Source organism: Pseudomonas sp. UME65, assembly GCF_014170225.1.
Lineage (GTDB): Bacteria > Pseudomonadota > Gammaproteobacteria > Pseudomonadales > Pseudomonadaceae > Aquipseudomonas > Aquipseudomonas protegens.
The window spans coordinates 558,353-577,412 of record NZ_LZZQ01000014.1; the positions used below are offsets into that span (position 1 = coordinate 558,353).

18 protein-coding genes are annotated in these 19,060 nt (G+C 64.0%); 10 read left to right on the forward strand and 8 right to left on the reverse strand.

Translation table 11 applies throughout. The features are described from left to right. Positions 1–14 precede the first annotated feature (14 nt). The 3 genes from A9971_RS22690 (at position 15) to A9971_RS22700 (ending at position 4,692) form a co-directional block, all read left to right on the forward strand. Positions 15–1,781 carry an ATP-binding protein gene (locus tag A9971_RS22690; protein ID WP_011063056.1) on the forward strand — a complete coding sequence of 589 codons (1,767 nt, stop codon included), beginning with the start codon at positions 15–17 and terminating at the stop codon, positions 1,779–1,781. Beyond that, positions 1,775–3,109, forward strand: a complete 1,335-nt coding sequence (locus tag A9971_RS22695) for a sigma-54 dependent transcriptional regulator (protein WP_011063057.1) — start codon at positions 1,775–1,777, stop codon at positions 3,107–3,109. The genes A9971_RS22690 and A9971_RS22695 overlap by 7 nt, the downstream gene beginning before the upstream one ends. Positions 3,110–3,369: 260 nt before the next feature. Further along, a complete protein-coding gene (locus tag A9971_RS22700; protein WP_183000021.1) occupies positions 3,370–4,692 on the forward strand; it encodes an MFS transporter in 1,323 nt (440 codons plus the stop codon). A 93-nt stretch (positions 4,693–4,785) separates the two neighbouring features. On the opposite strand, the gene A9971_RS22705 is transcribed toward A9971_RS22700, so the two are convergent. Continuing rightward, a complete protein-coding gene (locus A9971_RS22705) occupies positions 4,786–5,541 on the reverse strand; it encodes a hypothetical protein (RefSeq protein WP_053153489.1) in 756 nt (251 codons plus the stop codon). A 376-nt stretch (positions 5,542–5,917) separates the two neighbouring features. Here A9971_RS22705 and A9971_RS22710 point away from each other — a divergent pair, with 376 nt between their 5' ends. Then, positions 5,918–6,370, forward strand: coding sequence for a hypothetical protein (locus A9971_RS22710; RefSeq protein ID WP_041774451.1), 453 nt, complete (start codon positions 5,918–5,920; stop codon positions 6,368–6,370). A 164-nt stretch (positions 6,371–6,534) separates the two neighbouring features. Further along, on the forward strand, positions 6,535–7,164 hold the full coding sequence (locus tag A9971_RS22715; protein ID WP_011063061.1) for a flavin reductase family protein: 630 nt from the start codon (positions 6,535–6,537) through the stop codon (positions 7,162–7,164). Positions 7,165–7,173: 9 nt separating this feature from the next. Here A9971_RS22715 and A9971_RS22720 read toward each other — a convergent pair whose 3' ends face one another. Both A9971_RS22720 and A9971_RS22725 read right to left on the reverse strand, forming a co-directional pair. Beyond that, complete coding sequence (locus A9971_RS22720; RefSeq protein WP_041119660.1) at positions 7,174–7,446, reverse strand: hypothetical protein; 273 nt, start codon at positions 7,444–7,446, stop codon at positions 7,174–7,176. Positions 7,447–7,455: 9 nt separating this feature from the next. Next, positions 7,456–7,821, reverse strand: a complete 366-nt coding sequence (locus A9971_RS22725) for a putative quinol monooxygenase (protein ID WP_011063063.1) — start codon at positions 7,819–7,821, stop codon at positions 7,456–7,458. Between the two features lie 330 nt (positions 7,822–8,151). Between A9971_RS22725 and A9971_RS22730 the strand changes: the two genes are divergently transcribed. Next, a complete protein-coding gene (locus tag A9971_RS22730) occupies positions 8,152–9,081 on the forward strand; it encodes an AraC family transcriptional regulator (RefSeq protein ID WP_015636791.1) in 930 nt (309 codons plus the stop codon). Positions 9,082–9,088: 7 nt separating this feature from the next. Here A9971_RS22730 and A9971_RS22735 read toward each other — a convergent pair whose 3' ends face one another. Together A9971_RS22735 and A9971_RS22740 are read right to left on the reverse strand one after the other, a co-directional pair. Beyond that, a complete protein-coding gene (locus A9971_RS22735; protein WP_125062112.1) occupies positions 9,089–10,537 on the reverse strand; it encodes an aldehyde dehydrogenase family protein in 1,449 nt (482 codons plus the stop codon). Next, positions 10,534–12,171 (reverse strand): 5-guanidino-2-oxopentanoate decarboxylase, encoded by a 1,638-nt coding sequence (locus A9971_RS22740; RefSeq protein ID WP_183000022.1) that lies wholly within the window; start codon positions 12,169–12,171, stop codon positions 10,534–10,536. The genes A9971_RS22735 and A9971_RS22740 overlap by 4 nt, the downstream gene beginning before the upstream one ends. Before the next feature lie 159 nt (positions 12,172–12,330). On the opposite strand from A9971_RS22740, the gene A9971_RS22745 reads away from it, so the two are divergent. Continuing rightward, positions 12,331–13,212, forward strand: coding sequence for a LysR substrate-binding domain-containing protein (locus A9971_RS22745; RefSeq protein WP_011063067.1), 882 nt, complete (start codon positions 12,331–12,333; stop codon positions 13,210–13,212). 104 nt (positions 13,213–13,316) lie between these two features. Here A9971_RS22745 and A9971_RS22750 read toward each other — a convergent pair whose 3' ends face one another. Both A9971_RS22750 and A9971_RS22755 read right to left on the reverse strand, forming a co-directional pair. Next, a complete protein-coding gene (locus A9971_RS22750) occupies positions 13,317–13,931 on the reverse strand; it encodes an NAD(P)-dependent oxidoreductase (RefSeq protein WP_011063068.1) in 615 nt (204 codons plus the stop codon). A 69-nt stretch (positions 13,932–14,000) separates the two neighbouring features. After that, the gene (locus A9971_RS22755; RefSeq protein WP_169891996.1) at positions 14,001–14,885 is read right to left on the reverse strand and encodes an MBL fold metallo-hydrolase; all 885 of its coding nucleotides are present in this window, start codon (positions 14,883–14,885) and stop codon (positions 14,001–14,003) included. Between the two features lie 113 nt (positions 14,886–14,998). Between A9971_RS22755 and A9971_RS22760 the strand changes: the two genes are divergently transcribed. Together A9971_RS22760 and A9971_RS22765 are read left to right on the forward strand one after the other, a co-directional pair. Then, a complete protein-coding gene (locus A9971_RS22760) occupies positions 14,999–15,904 on the forward strand; it encodes a LysR family transcriptional regulator (protein ID WP_169891994.1) in 906 nt (301 codons plus the stop codon). Between the two features lie 141 nt (positions 15,905–16,045). Further along, positions 16,046–16,222 carry a hypothetical protein gene (locus tag A9971_RS22765; RefSeq protein ID WP_015636796.1) on the forward strand — a complete coding sequence of 59 codons (177 nt, stop codon included), beginning with the start codon at positions 16,046–16,048 and terminating at the stop codon, positions 16,220–16,222. On the opposite strand, the gene A9971_RS22770 is transcribed toward A9971_RS22765, so the two are convergent. Continuing rightward, positions 16,215–17,129 carry a helix-turn-helix domain-containing protein gene (locus A9971_RS22770; protein WP_011063072.1) on the reverse strand — a complete coding sequence of 305 codons (915 nt, stop codon included), beginning with the start codon at positions 17,127–17,129 and terminating at the stop codon, positions 16,215–16,217. The genes A9971_RS22765 and A9971_RS22770 overlap by 8 nt on opposite strands. Positions 17,130–17,525: 396 nt before the next feature. Here A9971_RS22770 and A9971_RS22775 point away from each other — a divergent pair, with 396 nt between their 5' ends. After that, positions 17,526–19,043 carry an MDR family MFS transporter gene (locus A9971_RS22775; protein WP_183000023.1) on the forward strand — a complete coding sequence of 506 codons (1,518 nt, stop codon included), beginning with the start codon at positions 17,526–17,528 and terminating at the stop codon, positions 19,041–19,043. Positions 19,044–19,060 lie beyond the last annotated feature (17 nt).

Below are 19,060 nucleotides of genomic sequence, written 5' to 3' on the forward strand. Positions count from 1 at the left end.
GCCTGCCCCGACTCATGGCCCAGATCTCTCGCCCCCTCCGCTTGACGTTCTATATCCTGGTGATTCTTGCTGGCACCGTGCTCAGCGCCGGCCTGGCCATGCGCCATGCAGAACGGCAGACGCTGGTGGAGGAAGCCGCCCGTGCCAATGAGCAGTTGGGGCTGTATGCCAACTCGCTGCATACCCTGATCGAACGCTATCGCGCCCTGCCGGCGGTCCTGGCCCTGGACCCGGAACTGCGCGCGGCGCTGCAGGGGCCGGTGGCCACCGAAACCCAGGACGCATTGAACCGCAAGCTGGAAAAGATCAATGGCGCGGCCCGCTCCTCGACCCTGGAGCTGCTGAACCATGAGGGCCTGGCCGTGGCCGCCAGCAACTGGCGCCTGCCCAGCAGCTACGTGGGCCACAACTACGGCTTTCGCCCCTACTTCAAGCAGACCCGCAGCCAGGGCAGCGGGCGCTTCTACGCGGTGGGCGTGACCAGCGGCATCCCGGGGTATTTCCTGGCCAGCGCAGTCAAGGCCGACAACCAGGACTTCCTCGGGGCCATGGTGGTGAAGCTGGAATTCCCCGAGCTGGAACATGAATGGAGCCAGGGCAACGACACCCTGCTGGTCAGCGATGCCCGGGGCATTGTGTTCATCGCCAACCAGCCAGGCTGGCGCTACCGGCACTTGCAGCCGCTGTCGAGCAACGACCTGGAAGAAATCAAGCTCACCCGCCAGTACGACAAACAGCCCCTGACCCCGCTGCAGCACCAGACGCTGCAACGCTTTGACGACAACAGCAGCCTGGCCCGGGTCGAAGGCCCCGAGGGCCGCGCCAGCTACCTCTGGGAGTCCCTGCCGTTGGCCGCCGAAGGCTGGACCCTGCACCTGCTGCGCAAACCGCCGAATGCCTTCGAGGAAACCCGCAATGCCGGGCTTGCCGCCGCCGGTGCCTGGCTGACCCTGGTGTTCCTGCTGCTGTTCCTCAACCAGCGCTGGCGCCTGGGGAAAGTCCGCCAGCGCAATCGCCAGGAGCTGGAGCAACTGGTGGAGGAACGTACCCGCGATCTGCGCACCGCCCAGGAAGGCCTGGTGCAATCGGCCAAGCTCGCGGCCCTGGGGCAGATGTCCGCCGCCCTGGCCCACGAAATCAACCAGCCCCTGACCACCCAGCGCATGCAGCTGGCAACCCTCAGGCTGTTGCTGGATCACGGCAGGGTGGACGAAGCCTACAAAGCCCTGCGCCCACTGGACGACATGCTGACCCGCATGGCCGCCCTCACCAGCCATCTCAAGACCTTCGCCCGCAAGAGCCCCAGTGGCCTGCGAGAACGCCTGGACCTGACCGCTGTGGTGGACCAGTCGCTGCACTTGCTGGAAGCCCGGCTGCGTGCTGAAGACGTCGAAGTGGTGCTGCAACTGACCCGCCCAGCCTGGGTCCGGGGCGACGCCATCCGCCTGGAACAGGTGCTGATCAACCTGCTGCGCAATGCCCTGGACGCCATGCAGGACAAACCGCACAAGCGCCTGGAGATCAGTCTCGAAGCCGAAGACCAGCTCTGGCAACTGCGGGTGGCCGACAACGGCGGCGGCATTGCCGAGGAACACTTGCTGAGCGTCTTCGATCCATTCTTCACCACCAAACCGGTGGGTGATGGCCTGGGGCTGGGGCTGGCGGTGTCCTATGCCATAGTCCACGAGCTGGGTGGCCGCCTGAGCGTGGCCAACCAGGAGCAAGGGGCGGTGTTCACCCTGAGCCTGCCCATCGACCTGGAGGCCCATATCCAATGCTGAACTCAGTGATCGTGGTGGACGACGAAGCCAGCATCCGTACCGCCGTCGAGCAGTGGCTGAGCCTGTCGGGCTTCGAGGTCCAGCTGTTCAGCCGGGCCGAGGACTGTCTGGCGCAACTGCCGAAGAACTTTCCCGGGGTGATCCTCAGCGATGTGCGGATGCCCGGCATCAGTGGCCTGGAACTGCTGGCCCAGGTCCAGCGCCTGGACCCGGACCTGCCGATCATCCTGCTCACAGGCCACGGCGATGTGCCCATGGCGGTGGAAGCCATGCGCGACGGGGCCTACGACTTCCTGGAAAAACCCTTCAGCCCCGACACCCTGCTCAGCAGCCTGCGCCGGGCCCTGGACAAGCGCCGCCTGGTCCTGGAAAACCGCCGCCTGCACCAACAGGCCGACAGCCGGGCCAAGCTCGACGCCACCTTGCTGGGGGTCTCCAGGGCCTTGCAGACCCTGCGCCGCCAGGTACTGGAACTGGCAGCCCTGCCGGTCAACGTGCTGATCCGCGGCGAGACCGGCAGCGGCAAAGAACTGATTGCCCGCTGCCTGCACGACTTCGGCCCGCGGGCCGGCAAGCCCTTCGTCGCCCTGAACTGCGCGGCGATCCCCGAGCAGTTGTTCGAGGCCGAGCTGTTCGGCCATGAAAGCGGCGCCTTCACCGGCGCCCAGGGCAAACGCATCGGCAAGCTGGAATACGCCGACGGCGGCACGCTGTTTCTCGACGAGATCGAAAGCATGCCCCTGGCCCAGCAGGTCAAGCTGCTGCGGGTGTTGCAGGAGCAGAAGCTGGAACGCCTGGGTTCCAACCAGAGCATCAAGGTCGACCTGCGGATCATCGCCGCCACCAAGCCCGACCTGCTGGACGAGGCCCGTGCCGGGCGTTTCCGTGAAGACCTGGCCTACCGCCTGACCGTGGCTGAACTGCGCCTGCCACCATTGCGCGAGCGCCGCGAGGACATCCCACTGCTCTACGAGCACTTTGCCCAGAATGCCGGGGAACGCCTGGGGCGCAGCGTCGCGCCCTTGAGCGGCGCGCAACTGAGCCGCCTGCTCAGCCACGACTGGCCGGGCAACGTGCGCGAGCTGGCCAACGCCGCCGAGCGCCAGGTGCTGGGCCTGGGCGAGCCGGAACCCGACGCCATCGAACCCGGCCAGTCCCTGGCGGCGCAGCAGGAAGCCTTCGAGGCCCAATGCCTGCGCGCGGCCCTGAGCCGGCACAAGGGTGATATCAAGGCGGTGCTCAACGAGCTGCAACTGCCCCGCCGGACTCTTAACGAAAAGATGCAGCGCCATGGACTGACCAGGGAACAGTTCCTCAAGGAGGAGTAACCCCTATAGGACCCGGCTTGCCGGAGAATCAGCCCTCAAGCCCGGCCCCCCATCGACGCCTTCGCCCACATGCCCAGGGGCACGGCCGCTTTCGGCAATTTCCCGCTTACCCGCAAGGTGCCGATAGGCGGATTTCCGCTCATCACTCCCGCCTCCCCTCCTCTAGCCCGGGCTTCTCGCCCTTGGCACAGGTCCTGCTATAGCCCCAGCAGGCTGCGCTCGCGCGCACTCCACAAAAACAATGAATAGAAGGGTCCTTCATGGATATCTCTAATACCCTGCCTGCCGGGTCGGCGGCTGCGCCCGCCACAGAAAAGACCACCGCCAGCCGCCTTAAGTCGATCTTCAGCGGTTCCGTGGGCAACATGGTCGAGTGGTACGACTGGTACGTCTACGCCGCCTTCTCGCTGTACTTCGCCAAAGTCTTCTTCCCCAAGGGCGACACCACCGCCCAACTGCTGAACACCGCCGCGATCTTCGCCGTGGGCTTCCTGATGCGCCCGATCGGTGGCTGGCTGATGGGGCTGTATGCCGACCGCAAAGGGCGTAAGGCCGCCTTGATGGCCTCGGTGCTGCTGATGTGCTTCGGCTCGCTGATCATCGCCCTGACCCCGGGTTACGAAACCATCGGCGTCGGCGCCCCCATCCTGCTGGTGCTGGCGCGCCTGATGCAGGGCCTGTCGGTAGGCGGTGAATACGGTACCTCGGCCACCTACCTCAGCGAGATGGCGACCAAGGAACGTCGTGGCTTCTTCTCCAGCTTCCAGTACGTGACCCTGATCTCCGGCCAGCTCATCGCCCTGGCGGTGCTGATCGTGCTGCAGAACATTCTGACCACCGAGGAACTGCAGTCCTGGGGCTGGCGGATTCCGTTCGGCATCGGTGCCCTCTGCGCCGTGGTAGCCCTGTACCTGCGTCGCGGCATGGAAGAAACCGAGTCCTTCACCAAGAAGAAGGAAAAGCCCAAGGAAAGCCTGATGCGCACCCTGATGCGTCATCCCAAGGAGTTGATGACCGTGGTCGGCCTGACCATGGGCGGCACCCTGGCCTTCTATACCTACACCACCTACATGCAGAAATACCTGGTGAACACTGTCGGCATGAGCATCTCCGACTCCACCACCATTTCCGCCGCCACGCTGTTCCTGTTCATGTGCCTGCAACCGGTGATCGGTGCTCTCTCGGACAAGGTTGGCCGGCGCCCGATCCTGATTGCCTTCGGTATCCTCGGCACCCTGTTCACCGTGCCGATCCTCACCACCCTGCACACCATCCAGACCTGGTGGGGTGCGTTCTTCCTGATCATGGCGGCGCTGATCATCGTCAGCGGCTACACCTCGATCAACGCGGTGGTCAAGGCCGAGCTGTTCCCTACGGAAATCCGCGCCCTGGGCGTGGGCCTGCCGTACGCACTGACCGTGTCGATCTTCGGCGGTACCGCCGAATACATCGCCCTGTGGTTCAAGAGCATCGGCATGGAAACCGGCTACTACTGGTACGTCACCGCCTGCATCGCCTGTTCGCTGCTGGTCTACGCGACCATGAAAGACACCCGCAAGCATTCGCGGATCGAGGCTGACTGAAAACAACAACGCCCGGGTGCAAGGCCCGGGCGCTTTTCGCGATCTGTGGGGAAGCTTTCGCCGGCAAGCCGGCTCCTACAGAGGCTGTACAGGTCAGGAAAGTTCGGCAGCGCCCTGGCGCCCATCGCGGTTCTGGGCCCAGGCCGCCCCCACGATCATCACCAGCAGGATTCCCGCCAATACCGCCGACGAGCCGATGGTGCCGAAATCCAGGCCGCCTTTTTCGTGGGGTTTGGTGAGGAAGTCGCCCAAGGTTGCGCCGAACGGCCGGGTCAATACGAAAGCGACCCAGAACAACAGCACCGACGAGAGCCTGGTGAAGTACTTGAGCAGCACCACCACGGCGATGGTCGAGCCGATCAACAGCGCCCCGCCGGCAAAGCCCAGCCCCGAATCGTCCGCCAGGTAGTCACCGAGGGCGGTGCCCAGGGTGTTGGAAAACAGGATCGCCATCCAATAGAACATCTCGCCGCGAAAGGTCTGGATCTTGTTGACGTTCAGCGAGTCGCCGCTCAGACGCCAGAGCGCGAAGATCGCCAGCAGAATACCGATCAGTATCAACGAGCCACTGGCATAGCCCAGGCCCAGGGTGCGGTCCATGAAATCCGACATGGTGGTGCCGGCGGTACTGGTGGAGAGGATCACGATCCAGTACAGCACCGGGTTGTAGGTCTTGGACCACAGCTGGGTGACCAGGGTCAGCAGGAACACACTGATCAGAATCATCGAGCTGATGGCATAACCCACATTCAGGGTCATCGACAGCAGGTCCCCCGCTGTTTCGCCGAGGGTGGTCGCGCAGATTTTCATGACCCAGAAGGCCAGGGTGATCTGGGGTAGCTTGTTCATTCGCAAAGGTGCTCCAAAGGTCGCATTCAAGGCGGCCTGTCTATGGACTGCAGGCCTGCGCGGAGGCTGAACGTCAAGGGGTGAAAAACAGGTAAGGCGCGGATGAAAAAATCGTTGAAATATTTTCTTACAAGCAATCTGCTCAATTAATGATCAGTTAATGCTGGATGAATAGCCTGCTAATGAATCCAAGTGGGTACTTGGCTCGTCTATGCAGTGAGGCTTGAACGCGGTATTTGGCGGCGAGGGCTGACCTCATAAACATCGATAAAGTAGATATTTATAAGCATTAATTTGCGCTTTTATATCAACTTTACCGGAGTAGGATTCATCCCAAGCCCAACGCATTCACCTCAACGAACCCGGAGTCACCATCATGAAAAGCAAACTGATCCTCGCCCTGACCCTCTCGGTACTGGCTGCCAACACCTTCGCCGCTGATGGCTACGATCGCACTGGTTCCGCCACCTTCGCTGCCGATGGCTACGACCGCACCGGTTCAGCTACCTTCGCCGCCGATGGCTACGACCGCACCGGTTCCGCTACCTTCGCCGCTGATGGCTACGACCGCACCGGTTCCGCTACCTTCGCTGCCGATGGCTACGACCGCACCGGTTCCGCTACCTTCGCCGCTGACGGCTACGACCGCACCGGCTCCGCCACCTTCGCCGCTGATGGCTACGACCGCACCGGCTCCGCCACCTTCGCCGCTGATGGCTACGACCGCACCGGCTCCGCCACCTTCGCCGCTGATGGCTACGACCGCACCGGTTCCGCTACCTTCGCCGCCGATGGCTACGACCGCACCGGTTCCGCCAGCATCAGCTGATTGATGCACCTGACACCACAGCCCGGCCTTGGCCGGGCTTAGTCGTTTCTGGCCAGGGGAAAACACCCACAGCGTGGAACGCTCAAGGGCCAGGACGCTGGAATTGGGCGATTGCGCACTGCACTATGACGCCCTTAACTCGCCCCAAGCAGGAACCTTGAGCCATGCCCGACGATATCCACTTTTACCAACCTGCCCTGGGCCACGGCCTGCCCCACGACCCGTTCAATGCCATCGTCGGCCCGCGCCCCATCGGCTGGATCTCTTCCCAGGATCGCGAGGGGCGCCTGAACCTGGCGCCCTACAGCTTCTTCAACGCCTTCAACTACATTCCACCGATCATCGGTTTCTCCAGCGTCGGGCGCAAAGACAGCCTGAACAATATCGAGCAGACCGGCGAGTTCGCCTGGAACCTGGCCACCCGACCTCTGGCCGAGCAGATGAACCAGAGCTGCGCCGCAGTCCCGGCCGAGGTAAACGAGTTCGAACTGGCCGGCCTGACCCCCGTGGCGTCGAAAGTCATCAGCGTGCCCCGGGTAGCCGAGAGCCCGGTGTCCTTCGAGTGCAAGGTCACCCAGATCATTCAATTGCAGCGGGCGGACAAGGAACTGGTGCCGAGCTGGCTGATCCTCGGCGAAGTGGTCGCCGTGCATATCGCCAAGTGGCTGCTCAAGGACGGGATCTACGACACCGCCGCGGCAGAGCCGATTCTGCGCGGCGGCGGGCCGGCGGATTACTTCCAACTGGGGCCAGAGGCTCTGTTCAGGATGCACCGCCCGGGGGCAGTCAAATAGCGCTTGGACTCAGTAGCTCTTCCAGCTCAATTCGCCGTCCTGATCGACGTCGGCCAACTGTTCGAGTTGTTGTGCGGCAGCCTGGTCGGCGTCATGCGCCGTCTTGAATTTCTGCTCATCCAGGACTTTATGAAAGCGTGGTGCGCTTGATGCGCCGAGAGCCTTGACGGCGATGGCGGCGCTGTATCCCCCCTCCCCTGGAACCACAGCGGAAACTGCTTCGTAGTGTGCAAACTCTTTGCGTGCCATGTTGCGAGTCCTGGCCAATGAAAAGTCGGCCATTCTAAACCTTCAACTGGCCAGCTTGTGCACCGGCGCCTGCTGTAGTTGCGGATATTCGCCATGGGCTTGCAGCGCCGACACGGTACTGAAGGTATGAAAATCCAGGCTGTTGACCACCAGGTCCTGCACCAGCTCGGCAAAGATCGCCATGGCCGGGGAATTGAAATAGGCCGTCATCGCCTGCTGGCTGCTCCAGAAACCGGACACCAGCCACAGGTCGGCATCGCACTGCGAATGCTGCAGGGCAAAATGCAGGCAACCACAGGCCTGGCGGGACGGTTCGATCAGGCTGCTCAAACGCGCACCCAGCTCCTTGGAACGCCCGGCCCGGGCTCGGACAAAGGCCATGTGACTGACGGGAATATGCGTGGACATGTGCGACCCTCCCAGGGTGTTGTCGAGGCAGCCATGGGACGGGCTGCGACAGGATCAACGATACGGGGCAGGCCCTCGCGCGCGTTAGTCGATTTCTGCCGTTGATTTGCCCAATCCTGCGACAAGCCCTTTGCTCCCTCCCCGACTCCGCGCCATTGGGCAAAAGCATGACAACGGTGTTTCAAGCAAGTGAAGCTCAGGAGCATCGGCTGATCTTGCCTATCGCGCGCGCAAGCAGCAGGATCAGGCAAGTTTTACGCAGGATTCGCCTACCCGCGCTTCTTGCACAAACTTAAGCTGTGCCGACTGCAAACACTCGGAGGCTGCCCCATGCCATCACTGGAAACCCCGCCACCGCCCCTGGCCCCGGAGATGGAACGGCAGCGCGTGGAACTGGCCGCGATCATTGCACGCAACACCGCCGAGGACGGCAGCTACGCCACGGCCATCGACTCGTTGTTCGTCTCGCGCCACAGCAGCTCTCATCAATTCGGTTCGGTGCTGGCACAGCCGGCGCTGTGCATCATGGCCCAGGGCCGCAAGGAAGTACGCCTGGCCGATGAAAGCTACAACTACGACCCCTTGAATTACCTGGTGGTCTCGGTTTCCGTCCCCCTGAGCGGCAAGGTGGCGATCGTTTCACCAGAGGAGCCGATCCTGGCCCTGCGCCTGGACATCGACCCCGGGGAAATCAATGCATTGATTGCCGATGCCGGCCCCATCGGCGTACCCGCCCGGCCTACCGGGCGCGGCCTGTACGTGGAGCGCCTGGACCCGGCAATGCTCGACGCGGTGTTGCGCCTGACCCGCCTGCTGGATACCCCGAAAGACATCGCCATGCTCGCGCCGCTGGTACGCCGGGAAATTCTCTATCGCCTGCTGCGCAGCCCCCAAGGCCACCGCCTGTATGAGATCGCCACCGCCAACAGCCAGGGCCACCGGGTCAACCAGGCCATCAAGTGGCTCAACGGCAATTTCGTGCACCCGTTGCGCATCGATGATCTGGCCCGGGAGGTGAACCTGAGCGTCTCGACCCTGCACCACCGTTTCAAGGCCATGACCGCCATGAGCCCGCTGCAGTACCAGAAACAGTTGCGCCTGCAAGAAGCCCGGCGGCTGATGCTGGCCGAGGGGCTGGAGGCTTCGGTGGCGGGCTATCGGGTGGGTTATGAAAGCCCGTCGCAGTTCAGCCGCGAGTACAGCCGCTTGTTCGGCGCGCCGCCGTTGCGGGATATGGCGCGCCTGCGGGTGAGCAACTGAGGCCTGCCTAACGAGCGCGGATCACATGCTTGATTTCCTGAAAGGCCTGTAGCCCCCAGGGCCCCAGTTCACGACCGATGCTGCTCTGCTTGTAGCCGCCCCACGCCGTCTGGGGAAAGATCACCTGTGGCGCATTGATCCACACCAGACCGGCCTGCAGGGCATTGGCCACTTGCTCGGCATGCGCTGCATCCGCTCCCACTACGCTGGCCACCAGGCCGAACTCGCTGTCATTGGCCATTTCGATGGCCTGCTGCTCGTTGCTGAAACTGCGCACGCAGAGCACCGGGCCAAAGATCTCCTCACGCCATAGCGCACTGTCCAGCGGCACCTCGGTGAACACCGTGGGCTGGATGAAATACCCCTGCTGCAAGCCGGCCGGGCGGCCACCGCCGCAGACCAGCTTGGCCCCCACATTCAAACCTTCCTCGATATGGGCCTGCACCCGCCGGTATTGCACCTGATTGACCAGCGCGCCCATTTCCACCTCGGGGTCGAACGGGTCGGCCACACGAATGGCTTCGGCCCGGGCCTTGAGGCGCAACAGGAACTCATCGGCCAACTCATCGGCCACCAGCACCCGGCTGGTGGCCGAGCACATCTGCCCGGCGTTGAAGAAGCCGCCGCCACAGGCCAGCTCCACCGCCAGATCCAGATCGGCATCCGCCAGCACCAGCAACGACGACTTGCCCCCCAGCTCCAGGCTCACGCCCTTGACGGTTTCCGCCGCGCGTTGCATCACCTGGACCCCCACGGCGTTGCTGCCGGTGAAGGAGATTTTCGCCACTCGCGGGTCGGCTGCCAGGGGCGCGCCCACTGCCAGGCCGGTGCCGCAGACCAGGTTGAACACGCCCCGGGGCAAGCCGCTGCCGGCGATGATTGCCGCCAGTTCCAGTTCCGGCAAAGGGGTGACTTCGGAAGGCTTGAGTACCACGCTGCAACCCGCAGCCAGGGCCGGAGCGAGCTTCCAGGCGGTGGTGACCATGGGGAAGTTCCACGGCACGATCAGCCCGACGATGCCACAGGGCTCGCGGCGCAGGCGGGCACTGAAGGCCTCGCTGGGCAGTGCCACGTTGGCGTCCTGAGCGGCATCCAGGCCTTCGGCCAGCCCGGCGTAGTACTCGAAGGTGGCAATCACATCGTCCACATCCATGGCGGCCTCGAATTGCGGCTTGCCGTTGTTGCTCGACTGCAGGTGCATCAGTTGCTCCCGGCGTTCGGCCACCCCGGCCGCAATCCGTCGCAGGACCGCGGCACGTTCAGCCCCGCTGCTGTGCGACCAACGCGCAAGGCCAGCGCTGGCAGCGCACAGCGCCTGCTCCACGGCCTCGGGACCGCCACCGGCAACCTGGGCCAGTACGCCCTCGGTGCTGGGGTTGATCACCTGCAGATGCTCGCTGCCCGCCAACCATTGGCCGTCGATGTACAGCCCGTTCAACAGGGGGTGCGCGCTCATGCCTGTACTCCTTGGGTCCAGCGGTTCTGATCGACCTCTATCAGGGTCGGGCCCTGGCGATCCGCCGCCGAGCGCAGCGCCGCGCGCAGTTGCTCGACGCTGTCGATGCGCTCGGCGGCGCAGCCCAGGCCCTTGGCCACGGCAATGAAATCCGGGGTGTAGATGTCGACGCCCACCGGCTCGATGGCGCGGTTGACCATGTATTTCTTGATCTCTTCGTAGCCCTGGTTATTCCACAGCAGGACGATGATCGGGGTGCGAGCCTCCACCGCGCAGGCCAGTTCCGAAAGGGTGAACTGCAAGCCGCCATCGCCGATCAGGCAGGCCACCGGCCGTCGCTGGCTGGCGTGCGAACCGCCGCCGAGCCAGGCGCCAATGGCCGCCGGCAAGGCATAACCCAGGGTGCCGTACCCGGTGGAGGAGTTGAACCAGCGTCGTGGCTGCTCGGGGTTGAAGGTCAGGTTGCCGCTGTACACCGGCTGGGTGGAGTCGCCCACCAGGACAATCTCCGGCAGTTCCTGGACCACGGTCTGCAGAAACAGGGTCTGGGCCTGGGTCGGGCCGTCCCAGAGCTGGCTCAGCTCACTGCGCAAGGCGGCGGCGCGGACCTGGCCCCAGTCGCTGCGACGCGCTGCCAATTCCAGCCCGGCAAGTTGCGCCAGCAGCGCTTCGGCAGCGATCCGGGCGTCGGCCACCAGTGCCACTTTCGGCGGATAGTTGCGCACGGTCTGGTCGGCATCGATATCGATACGCAGCAGGGTAGCGGGAATCTCGAAACCACCGGCGAAGGTCACGTCGTAATCGGTTTCCGCCAGCTCGGTGCCAATGGCCAAGACCACATCGGCCTCTGCCACCAGGGCCCGGGTCGCCACCATGGACTGGGTGGAACCGATCAGCAGCGGATGCGCCGAAGGCAGCATGCCCTTGGCATTGATGGTCAGGGCCACCGGCGCTTGCAACAGCTCGGCCAGGCGGGTCAGGGCCGAGGCGGCATCGATGGCGCCCCCGCCCGCGAGAATCAGCGGCCGCTTGGCACTGGCCAGCAGTTGGCTCATCTGCGCGACAGCGGCCGGGTCGGCGCCGGCGCGGGCGATCTGCACCGGCTCGCTGGTCAACAGGTGGTCGGCGTCCTGGACCAGCACATCGAGGGGAATCTCGATATGCACGGGGCGTGGGCGCCCGGCCTGGAACAGGGCAAAGGCCCGGGCCAGCACCGCTGGCAACTCGTCGGCACACATCAGGGTGTGGGAAAACGCCGCCACGCCACTGACCAGCGCACTCTGGTTGGGCAGTTCGTGGAGCTTGCCGCGCCCGCCCCCCAGCTGGCTACGAGCCTGCACGCTGGAGATCACCAGCATGGGAATCGAATCGGCGTAGGCCTGGCCCATGGCGGTGGTGATGTTGGTCATGCCGGGGCCGGTGATGATGAAACACACACCGGGTTTGCCGCTGGTTCGGGCGTAGCCGTCGGCCATGAAGCCGGCGCCTTGCTCGTGGCGCGGAGTCACATGATGGATGGGCGAACGGGCCAGGCCGCGATACAGCTCCACGGTGTGTACCCCGGGAATGCCGAACACCTGCTCGACGCCATAACCTTCCAGTAGCTTGACCAGTACTTCACCGCACGTCGCCATCTCATCGCCCTTCTTATTGGAGGAAAACCGCACGTCGGCCACAGGCTGGAAAACGCCTGCGGGCGCCGATAGAGGGGCTATTGGAACGGTGGGCCTGTAGCCGCAACAATGGATAAAAAGTCATACTAGCCATGTCCCCACGTCATGCCTCGGCCAGCCATGAAACGCCTTCCTCCCTTACCCGCGCTGCACACTTTTCTGATCACCGCCCAGTGCTGCAACTTCACTCGCGCCGCCGAGCAGTTGCACATCACTCAGGGAGCGGTGAGCCGGCAGATCGCCGGGCTGGAAAGTCACCTGGGCTATCCGTTGTTCCTGCGCCAGGCCCGGGGCCTGAGCCTCACCGCCGAGGGGCTGGAATGGCTGCCACGGGTGCAGCAGGTGTTCGAAATGATCAATGGCGCGGTGGACGAGATCGGCGGCCAGAAGCGCAACCTGCGGCTCAAGGCCCCGACCTGCGTGATGCGCTGGCTGCTGCCGCGGTTGCTGCAGTGGCAGAAGGAGCGCCCCGATGTGCCGGTGCAACTGACCACCACCATTGCCCATGGCGTGGATTTCGGCCGCGAGCCGTTCGACGCCGCGGTCATGTACGGCGCGCCACCGGCACCGACCCTGGGCTCGCGACACCTGTTCAATGAACAGCTGACTCCGGTCTGTTCCCGGCCCCTGCTGGAAGGCCCGGTGCCGCTGACGAGCCCCAGAGACCTGCAACAGCACCTGCTGCTGCACCCCTCCCATGATCAACGGGACTGGCAGACCTGGCTCAAGGCCGCTGGCACGCCCCTGGACACCCTGGGCAAGGGCCAGCACTTCGAGACCCTGGACCTGGCGATGTCCGTGGCCTCCCAGGGCACAGGCGTGGCGATTGGCGACTGGGCATTGATTGGCGATGACCTGAGTGCCGGGCGGCTGGTCATGCCCTTTGAATTGAAGGTGCCGACAGGGCAGGCGTATTACCTGGTGTACCCGGAGCGCCCGGGGCCTTCGCCGGCCCTGCAGGAACTGCTGGACTGGCTGGTGGAACAGGCCCGGCAGCGCTGAAATACCGGCAGACAGCGAAAAGCCCCGCGAGGGGCCTTCAACGCTTGCCGGAACAACCCGTTAGCCGCCTGCAACAGGCGGCTAACGGGTCAATCGGCCAGTGATCAGTAGCCGACGGTGAAACGCTGACGGCTATGGGCCGGCTTTTCCACCTCGTCGAGCATGGCGATGGCGTAGTCGGCAAAAGTGATCCAGCTACGGCCCTCTGCGCTGACCAGCAGGTCGTCCTGGCCCAGGCGGAAGTGCCCGGTACGCTCACCCTCGACGAACTCCGCCGATGGCGAAAGGAAGGTCCAGTCCAGGTCCTGCTCCTTGCGCAGGGTCTCCAGGTACACCCCGCCGGCGCTGGCTTCGGCCTTGTATTCCTCCGGGAAGCCCGGGCTATCGATGACCTTGCTGCCACCCGGCAGCAACAGCGAACCGGCACCGCCTACCACCAGCAGGCGCTTGACCCCGGCCTTTTTCACCGGGTCGATGATGGCATTGGCAGCGATGCTGGAAAAATGCGCCGCGCTGATCACCACATCGTGACCGGCCACCGCCGCTTGCAGCGCGGCGCTGTCGGCCACATCCACATCGCGGCTGACCACGCCGGCACGCGAACCGATCTTCGCCGTGTTGCGGGCGATGGCGGTCACGCTGTGGCCGCGACGCAGGGCTTCTTCCAGCAGTTGGCTACCGGCACGGCCGGTGGCACCAATGATTGCGATCTTGCTCATGACATGTCTCCAGTTGGCTAAGAGAGTACAGAGGCATCCGCCCCCACAAGGGAGCGGGTCAAACCGTTTTCACCACTTCATTTCGCCCTTGGCGACCTTGGCGCTCAGCTCCAGGGAGCTGTCCTCGCCCAGGTCCGGGTAACGCTTTTTCATGGCCGCGATCAGCTCGGCGGAATCCTTGGCCTTGGCGGTTTCCTCGTCGAAGGCCTTGATGTAGTCCGCGGTGAAGTGCACCGGGGCCAGGGAACGCGCGCTGTCACCGAGGAAGTGCCCGGGGATCACGATCTTGGGTTGCAGGCTGTCGATGGTCTTGAGGGTAGCCAGCCAGTCCGCATGGGACTGCGGGGTCTGGGTGTCGGCCATCCACACGTGGATGTTTTCCGCGACCACCACGCCACCGACCACCGCCTTGATCGACGGGATCCATACAAAGCTGCGGTCCGGCTGCTTGCCGTCCAGGCCAATGACGTCGAGCTTCTGCCCTTCCAGGGTCAGGCTGTGGCCCTTGAGCACGCCCGGCACGATGGTCTTGGCCGGTACGTCAGCACCCATTTTCGGGCCCCAGAACGCCAGCTTGCCGTCCACCGTGGCCTTGATGTGATCCACGGTCGGCTGCGAAGCCACCACCTTGGCGTCGGGGAAGGCGGCGGTCAGGGTGTCGAGGCCGAAGTAGTAGTCCGGGTCACCATGGCTGATGTAGATGGTGGTCAAGTGCTTGCCGCTGGCGCGGATCTTGTCCACCAGTTGCTGGGCCTGGGACTTGCCGAACTGGGCGTCCACCAGGATCGCGTCCTTCTTGCCGCTGACCAGCACCGAGGTCACCGGGAAGATTGCGTTGGCGCCCGGGTTGTAGACATCCAGGCTCAGGGTCGGCTCGGCGGCCGCGGCATGGGCGGCAAAGCCCAGGGTGGCAGTGGCCAGCAGCAAGCGTTTGAGTGAAGTGAATCCGATCATGAGGGCAGCTCCGGCATCTGTTGGCTGGGTTGGGATGGACAGAGCTTAGTTGCCAGACTCGTTACAAAAAATGCGATGCTTGAACATAGTTTGTTTCTGAAAGCGGGCAAATCATGGATCGTCTCCAAGCAATGCGGGTCTTCGTCACCGTCGTCGACCTGGGCAGTCAGTCGGCCGCCGCCGATCACCTGGACCTGTCGCGTCCGGTGGTGTCACGTTATCTGGCGGAATTGGAGGACTGGGTCGGCGCCCGGCTGATGCACCGAACCACGCGCAAGCTCAGCCTGACCGCCGCCGGCGGTGAGATCCTGCCCCGCTGCCGGCAGATGCTGGAGCTGTCCAGCGACATGCAGGCCGCGGTTGGCGAGCCGGACGATGCACCCCGCGGCCTGCTGCGCATCAGCGTCAGTACCTCGTTCGGCCAGTCGCAACTGGCGGATGCCGTGGCCGACTACGTCAAGCGCTACCCGGGGGTCAGCATCGACCTGCAGATGCTCGATCGCACGGTAAACCTGGTGGATGAACGCATTGACCTGGCGATCCGTACCAGCAATGACCTGGACCCGAACCTGATCGCCCGGCGCCTGACGGTCTGCCGCTCGGTGATCTGCGCCTCGCCGGCCTATCTGCGAGAGCACCCCGCGCCCCAGCGGGTGGAGGAACTGAACCGGCACAACTGCCTGACCCACTCCTACTTCGGCAAGAGCCTGTGGCATTTCGAACAGGATGGCGAACAGGTATCGGTACCGGTGCAGGGCAACATCAGCGCCAACGAGGCCAGCACGCTGCTGCGCACCACCATGGCCGGCGCCGGGATCGCCATGCTGCCCAGCTACCAGGCCGGTGAGTACATCAAGCGTGGAGAGCTGGTACGCCTGCTGCCCCACGCCGAACCGCGCACGATGAACATGTACGCGGTCTATGCCTCGCGCAAGCACATGCCGGCGACCTTGCGCAGCATGCTCGACTTCCTGGTCCTCAGGTTTCCCCAGCAACCGCTCTGGGACAAAGGTTTGTAGATAGATGCACGGCGCTGGCCGGGCTGCTCGATCCAACTGCTGAATACCCTGCCAAACAGGCCGGGCAAGCCCCCGCAACTGACCTATGCTGATAACAGTACCCCTTTAAACCAAAGGGGTATGGGTTCAGAGGTCGTTGCCATGAACGTCAAGACAAGAAGGTACCTGGCCATCTTCATGACCTGCACCGTGACCCTGGCGCTATACGGTACTGCCGCTTATCGCGTGGAGCAGGCGCGCATGCAACCGCGCAACTACGCCAGTTGCAACCTGGAGCGCTGCATGCCCCACAACGCCACCTTGAACGCCCTCAGGTGAGCGTCAGCGAATCGGCGTCGCCGGCCTGATCGGCCTTCAGGCGGTCGCGAAATACCTTGGGCGAGATCCCCTCCCGGCGCCGGAACAGCCGGGTGAAGTTGGTGGGGTCGGAAAACCCCAGGTCCGCGGAAATCTCGTAGATGGTCATCCCGGTGTAGGTCAGCAGCCGCTTGGCTTCCAGTAGCTGGCGTTCGTGCATGATCTGCAGCGCGGGCTGCCCTGCCAGTTCACGGCAGGTGCCGTTGAGGTGCGACACGGAAATGCCCAGCTTGTGGGCCAGGTCCTCGACCTTCACATGCTCGCGGTAATGGGCTTCCACCAACTGGATGAAGCCATTGAAATACTCACGGGCCCGCTGGGGACGCCGGCTGGCACTGCTGCGCTGCAACGCCTGGCGCCCGACCCAGACCACAATCATGCTGACCAGCGCATGCATGAGCATTTCCCGAGCCGGCTGCTGCCCCTGGTACTCCTGCTGCAAGGCGGCGAACAAACCGTTCAGGTACGCCTCGTCTGCCCCCGTCGGATATCCCTCGGGCCTGGCCAGGGTATTTTGCCCCTGCCCCAGTTGGGTTTGCAGATGGCTTACCAGCGGCGCTGCCAGCGTCACCACATAACCTTCTATGTCTTCGGAAAACCGGAAGCCATGGACCGACAGCGGCGGCAGGACCTGGACCATCGATTTGTCCAGCAGGGTACGCTGGCCTTCGATCTCCAGTTCCGCCTGCCCACGGTATACAAACAGCAACTGGCAGAGGTCGGCATGCCGATGGGGCTTGATTTCCCAATGGTGCTCGCGGCTGCGCTGGCTGATGGGCTCGCAATGAAGCAGGTCCGGGGTAGGCCAGTCCAGGCTCTCGCCATAGAGCTTGAACACCGGAATCGACGCAAGGGCAGGCTTGTTCATCACTACAGTCCAGGCCTCAGTGTGACGGGCGACGGGGGCGCCAGCGGGCGAGCCATCAGACAACCGCCAGGGCTCTTCGATAAACGAATACGCCCGGGCGAAATGCAAGCAACAGCAACATCAATGGACATTGACCGGGCCGGTGTTCAGAGCACCAGCCCAGTGCCGGGCACTATACAGAATGCGTCCCATTACCAGCTAATTACCGCCGAATAATCTGCGTTTTCGTCTGACCGCCCAGGTCTTCACAGAGCATCGTTCCCATCAGTTAAGCCCAGATGAAAAATCCCCGGAGACTTCCTTGTATGGCTATCTAGTAGGCTCCTATCTAGTACACTGAAGCGCACTTCCACCGGCCTTGCTCCGCCGGGTCAATCTCTGCCCGCAGGTTCTTTCGTGACCCACTTCCAACAGCCCGTCTCGCCCAAACCGGCCATTCGCAGCGTGCTGATCGCCCTGATGCTGGCGATCTTTCTCGGCGCCCTGGACCAGACCATCGTCGCCGTCTCCATGCCGGCCATTTCCGCCCAGTTCAAGGACGTCGGCCTGCTGGCCTGGGTGATCTCCGGCTACATGGTGGCGATGACCGTGGCAGTGCCCATCTACGGCAAGCTCGGCGACCTCTACGGCCGCCGCCGCTTGATGCTGTTCGGCATGGGGCTGTTCACCCTGGCCTCGCTGTTCTGCGGCATAGCACAGAACATGGAGCAACTGGTACTGGCGCGGATTTTTCAGGGTATCGGCGCCGGCGGCATGATCTCCGTGAGCCAGGCCATTATTGGCGACATAGTTCCGCCTCGGGAGCGCGGTCGCTACCAGGGCTACTTCAGCAGCATGTACGCAGTGGCCAGCGTCGCCGGCCCGGTGCTGGGCGGCTACATGACCGAATTCCTTTCCTGGCGCTGGGTGTTCCTGATCAACCTGCCTCTGGGCCTGGGCGCCTGGTGGGTGGCGCATCGCACTCTGATCGGGCTGCCGGTGCCCCAGCGCAAGCCGATCATCGACTACCTCGGCACCGTGCTGATGATCATTGGCCTGACCGCCCTGTTGCTGGGTATCACCCAGGTAGGCCAGGGCTATTCCTGGCGCAGCGCCGAAGTGCTCGATCTGCTGGCCATCGCGGTCATCGTCCTGGCACTGTTCGTCTGGTATGAGCGCCGGGCCCGGGAACCCCTGCTGCCGATGCACCTGTTCACCAACCGCAACGCGCTGCTGTGCTGGTGCACGATCTTCTTCACCAGCTTCCAGGCCATTTCCCTGATCGTGCTGATGCCGCTGCGCTTCCAGAGCATCACCGGCGCCGGGGCCGACAGTGCCGCCCTGCACCTGCTGCCGCTGGCCATGGGTCTGCCAATGGGCGCCTATTGTGCCGGGCGCCTGACCTCGGTCACCGGGCGCTACAAGCCGATGATCCTCAGTGGCGCGCTGCTGATGCCGCTGTCGATCCTCGGCATGGCCCTGGTGCCGCCGCAGTCGGAGCTGCTCAGCGGCCTGTTCATGCTGCTCTGCGGGATCGCTGGCGGCATGCAGTTCCCCACCTCCCTGGTGGGTACGCAGAACTCGGTGGAGCAACGGGATATCGGCGTGGCCACCAGCACCACCAACCTGTTCCGCGCCCTCGGCGGGGCGGTGGGCGTGGCGCTGATGTCGGCGTTGCTGCTGGCCTTGCTCCAGGATTCCAGCCTGGCCCATCTCGGTGGCGCCGGGCTGATGGTTGAAGGGCACTCCGGCAATGCCCTGCTGGAAGGCCTGAACGCCGCCCCCGGCCCGGCGCGGGACGCCTTGCGAGCCGAGTTGCTGACGACCTTCAAGCATCTGTTGCTGGTCAGTGCCGGGGTATCCCTGCTGGGGCTGGCAGCGGCGATCGCCATGCCCAATCGCCTGCTGCGCGGTCGTGAAGACAAGGCGCGTTAACCCGCCCCGGGCTCCTG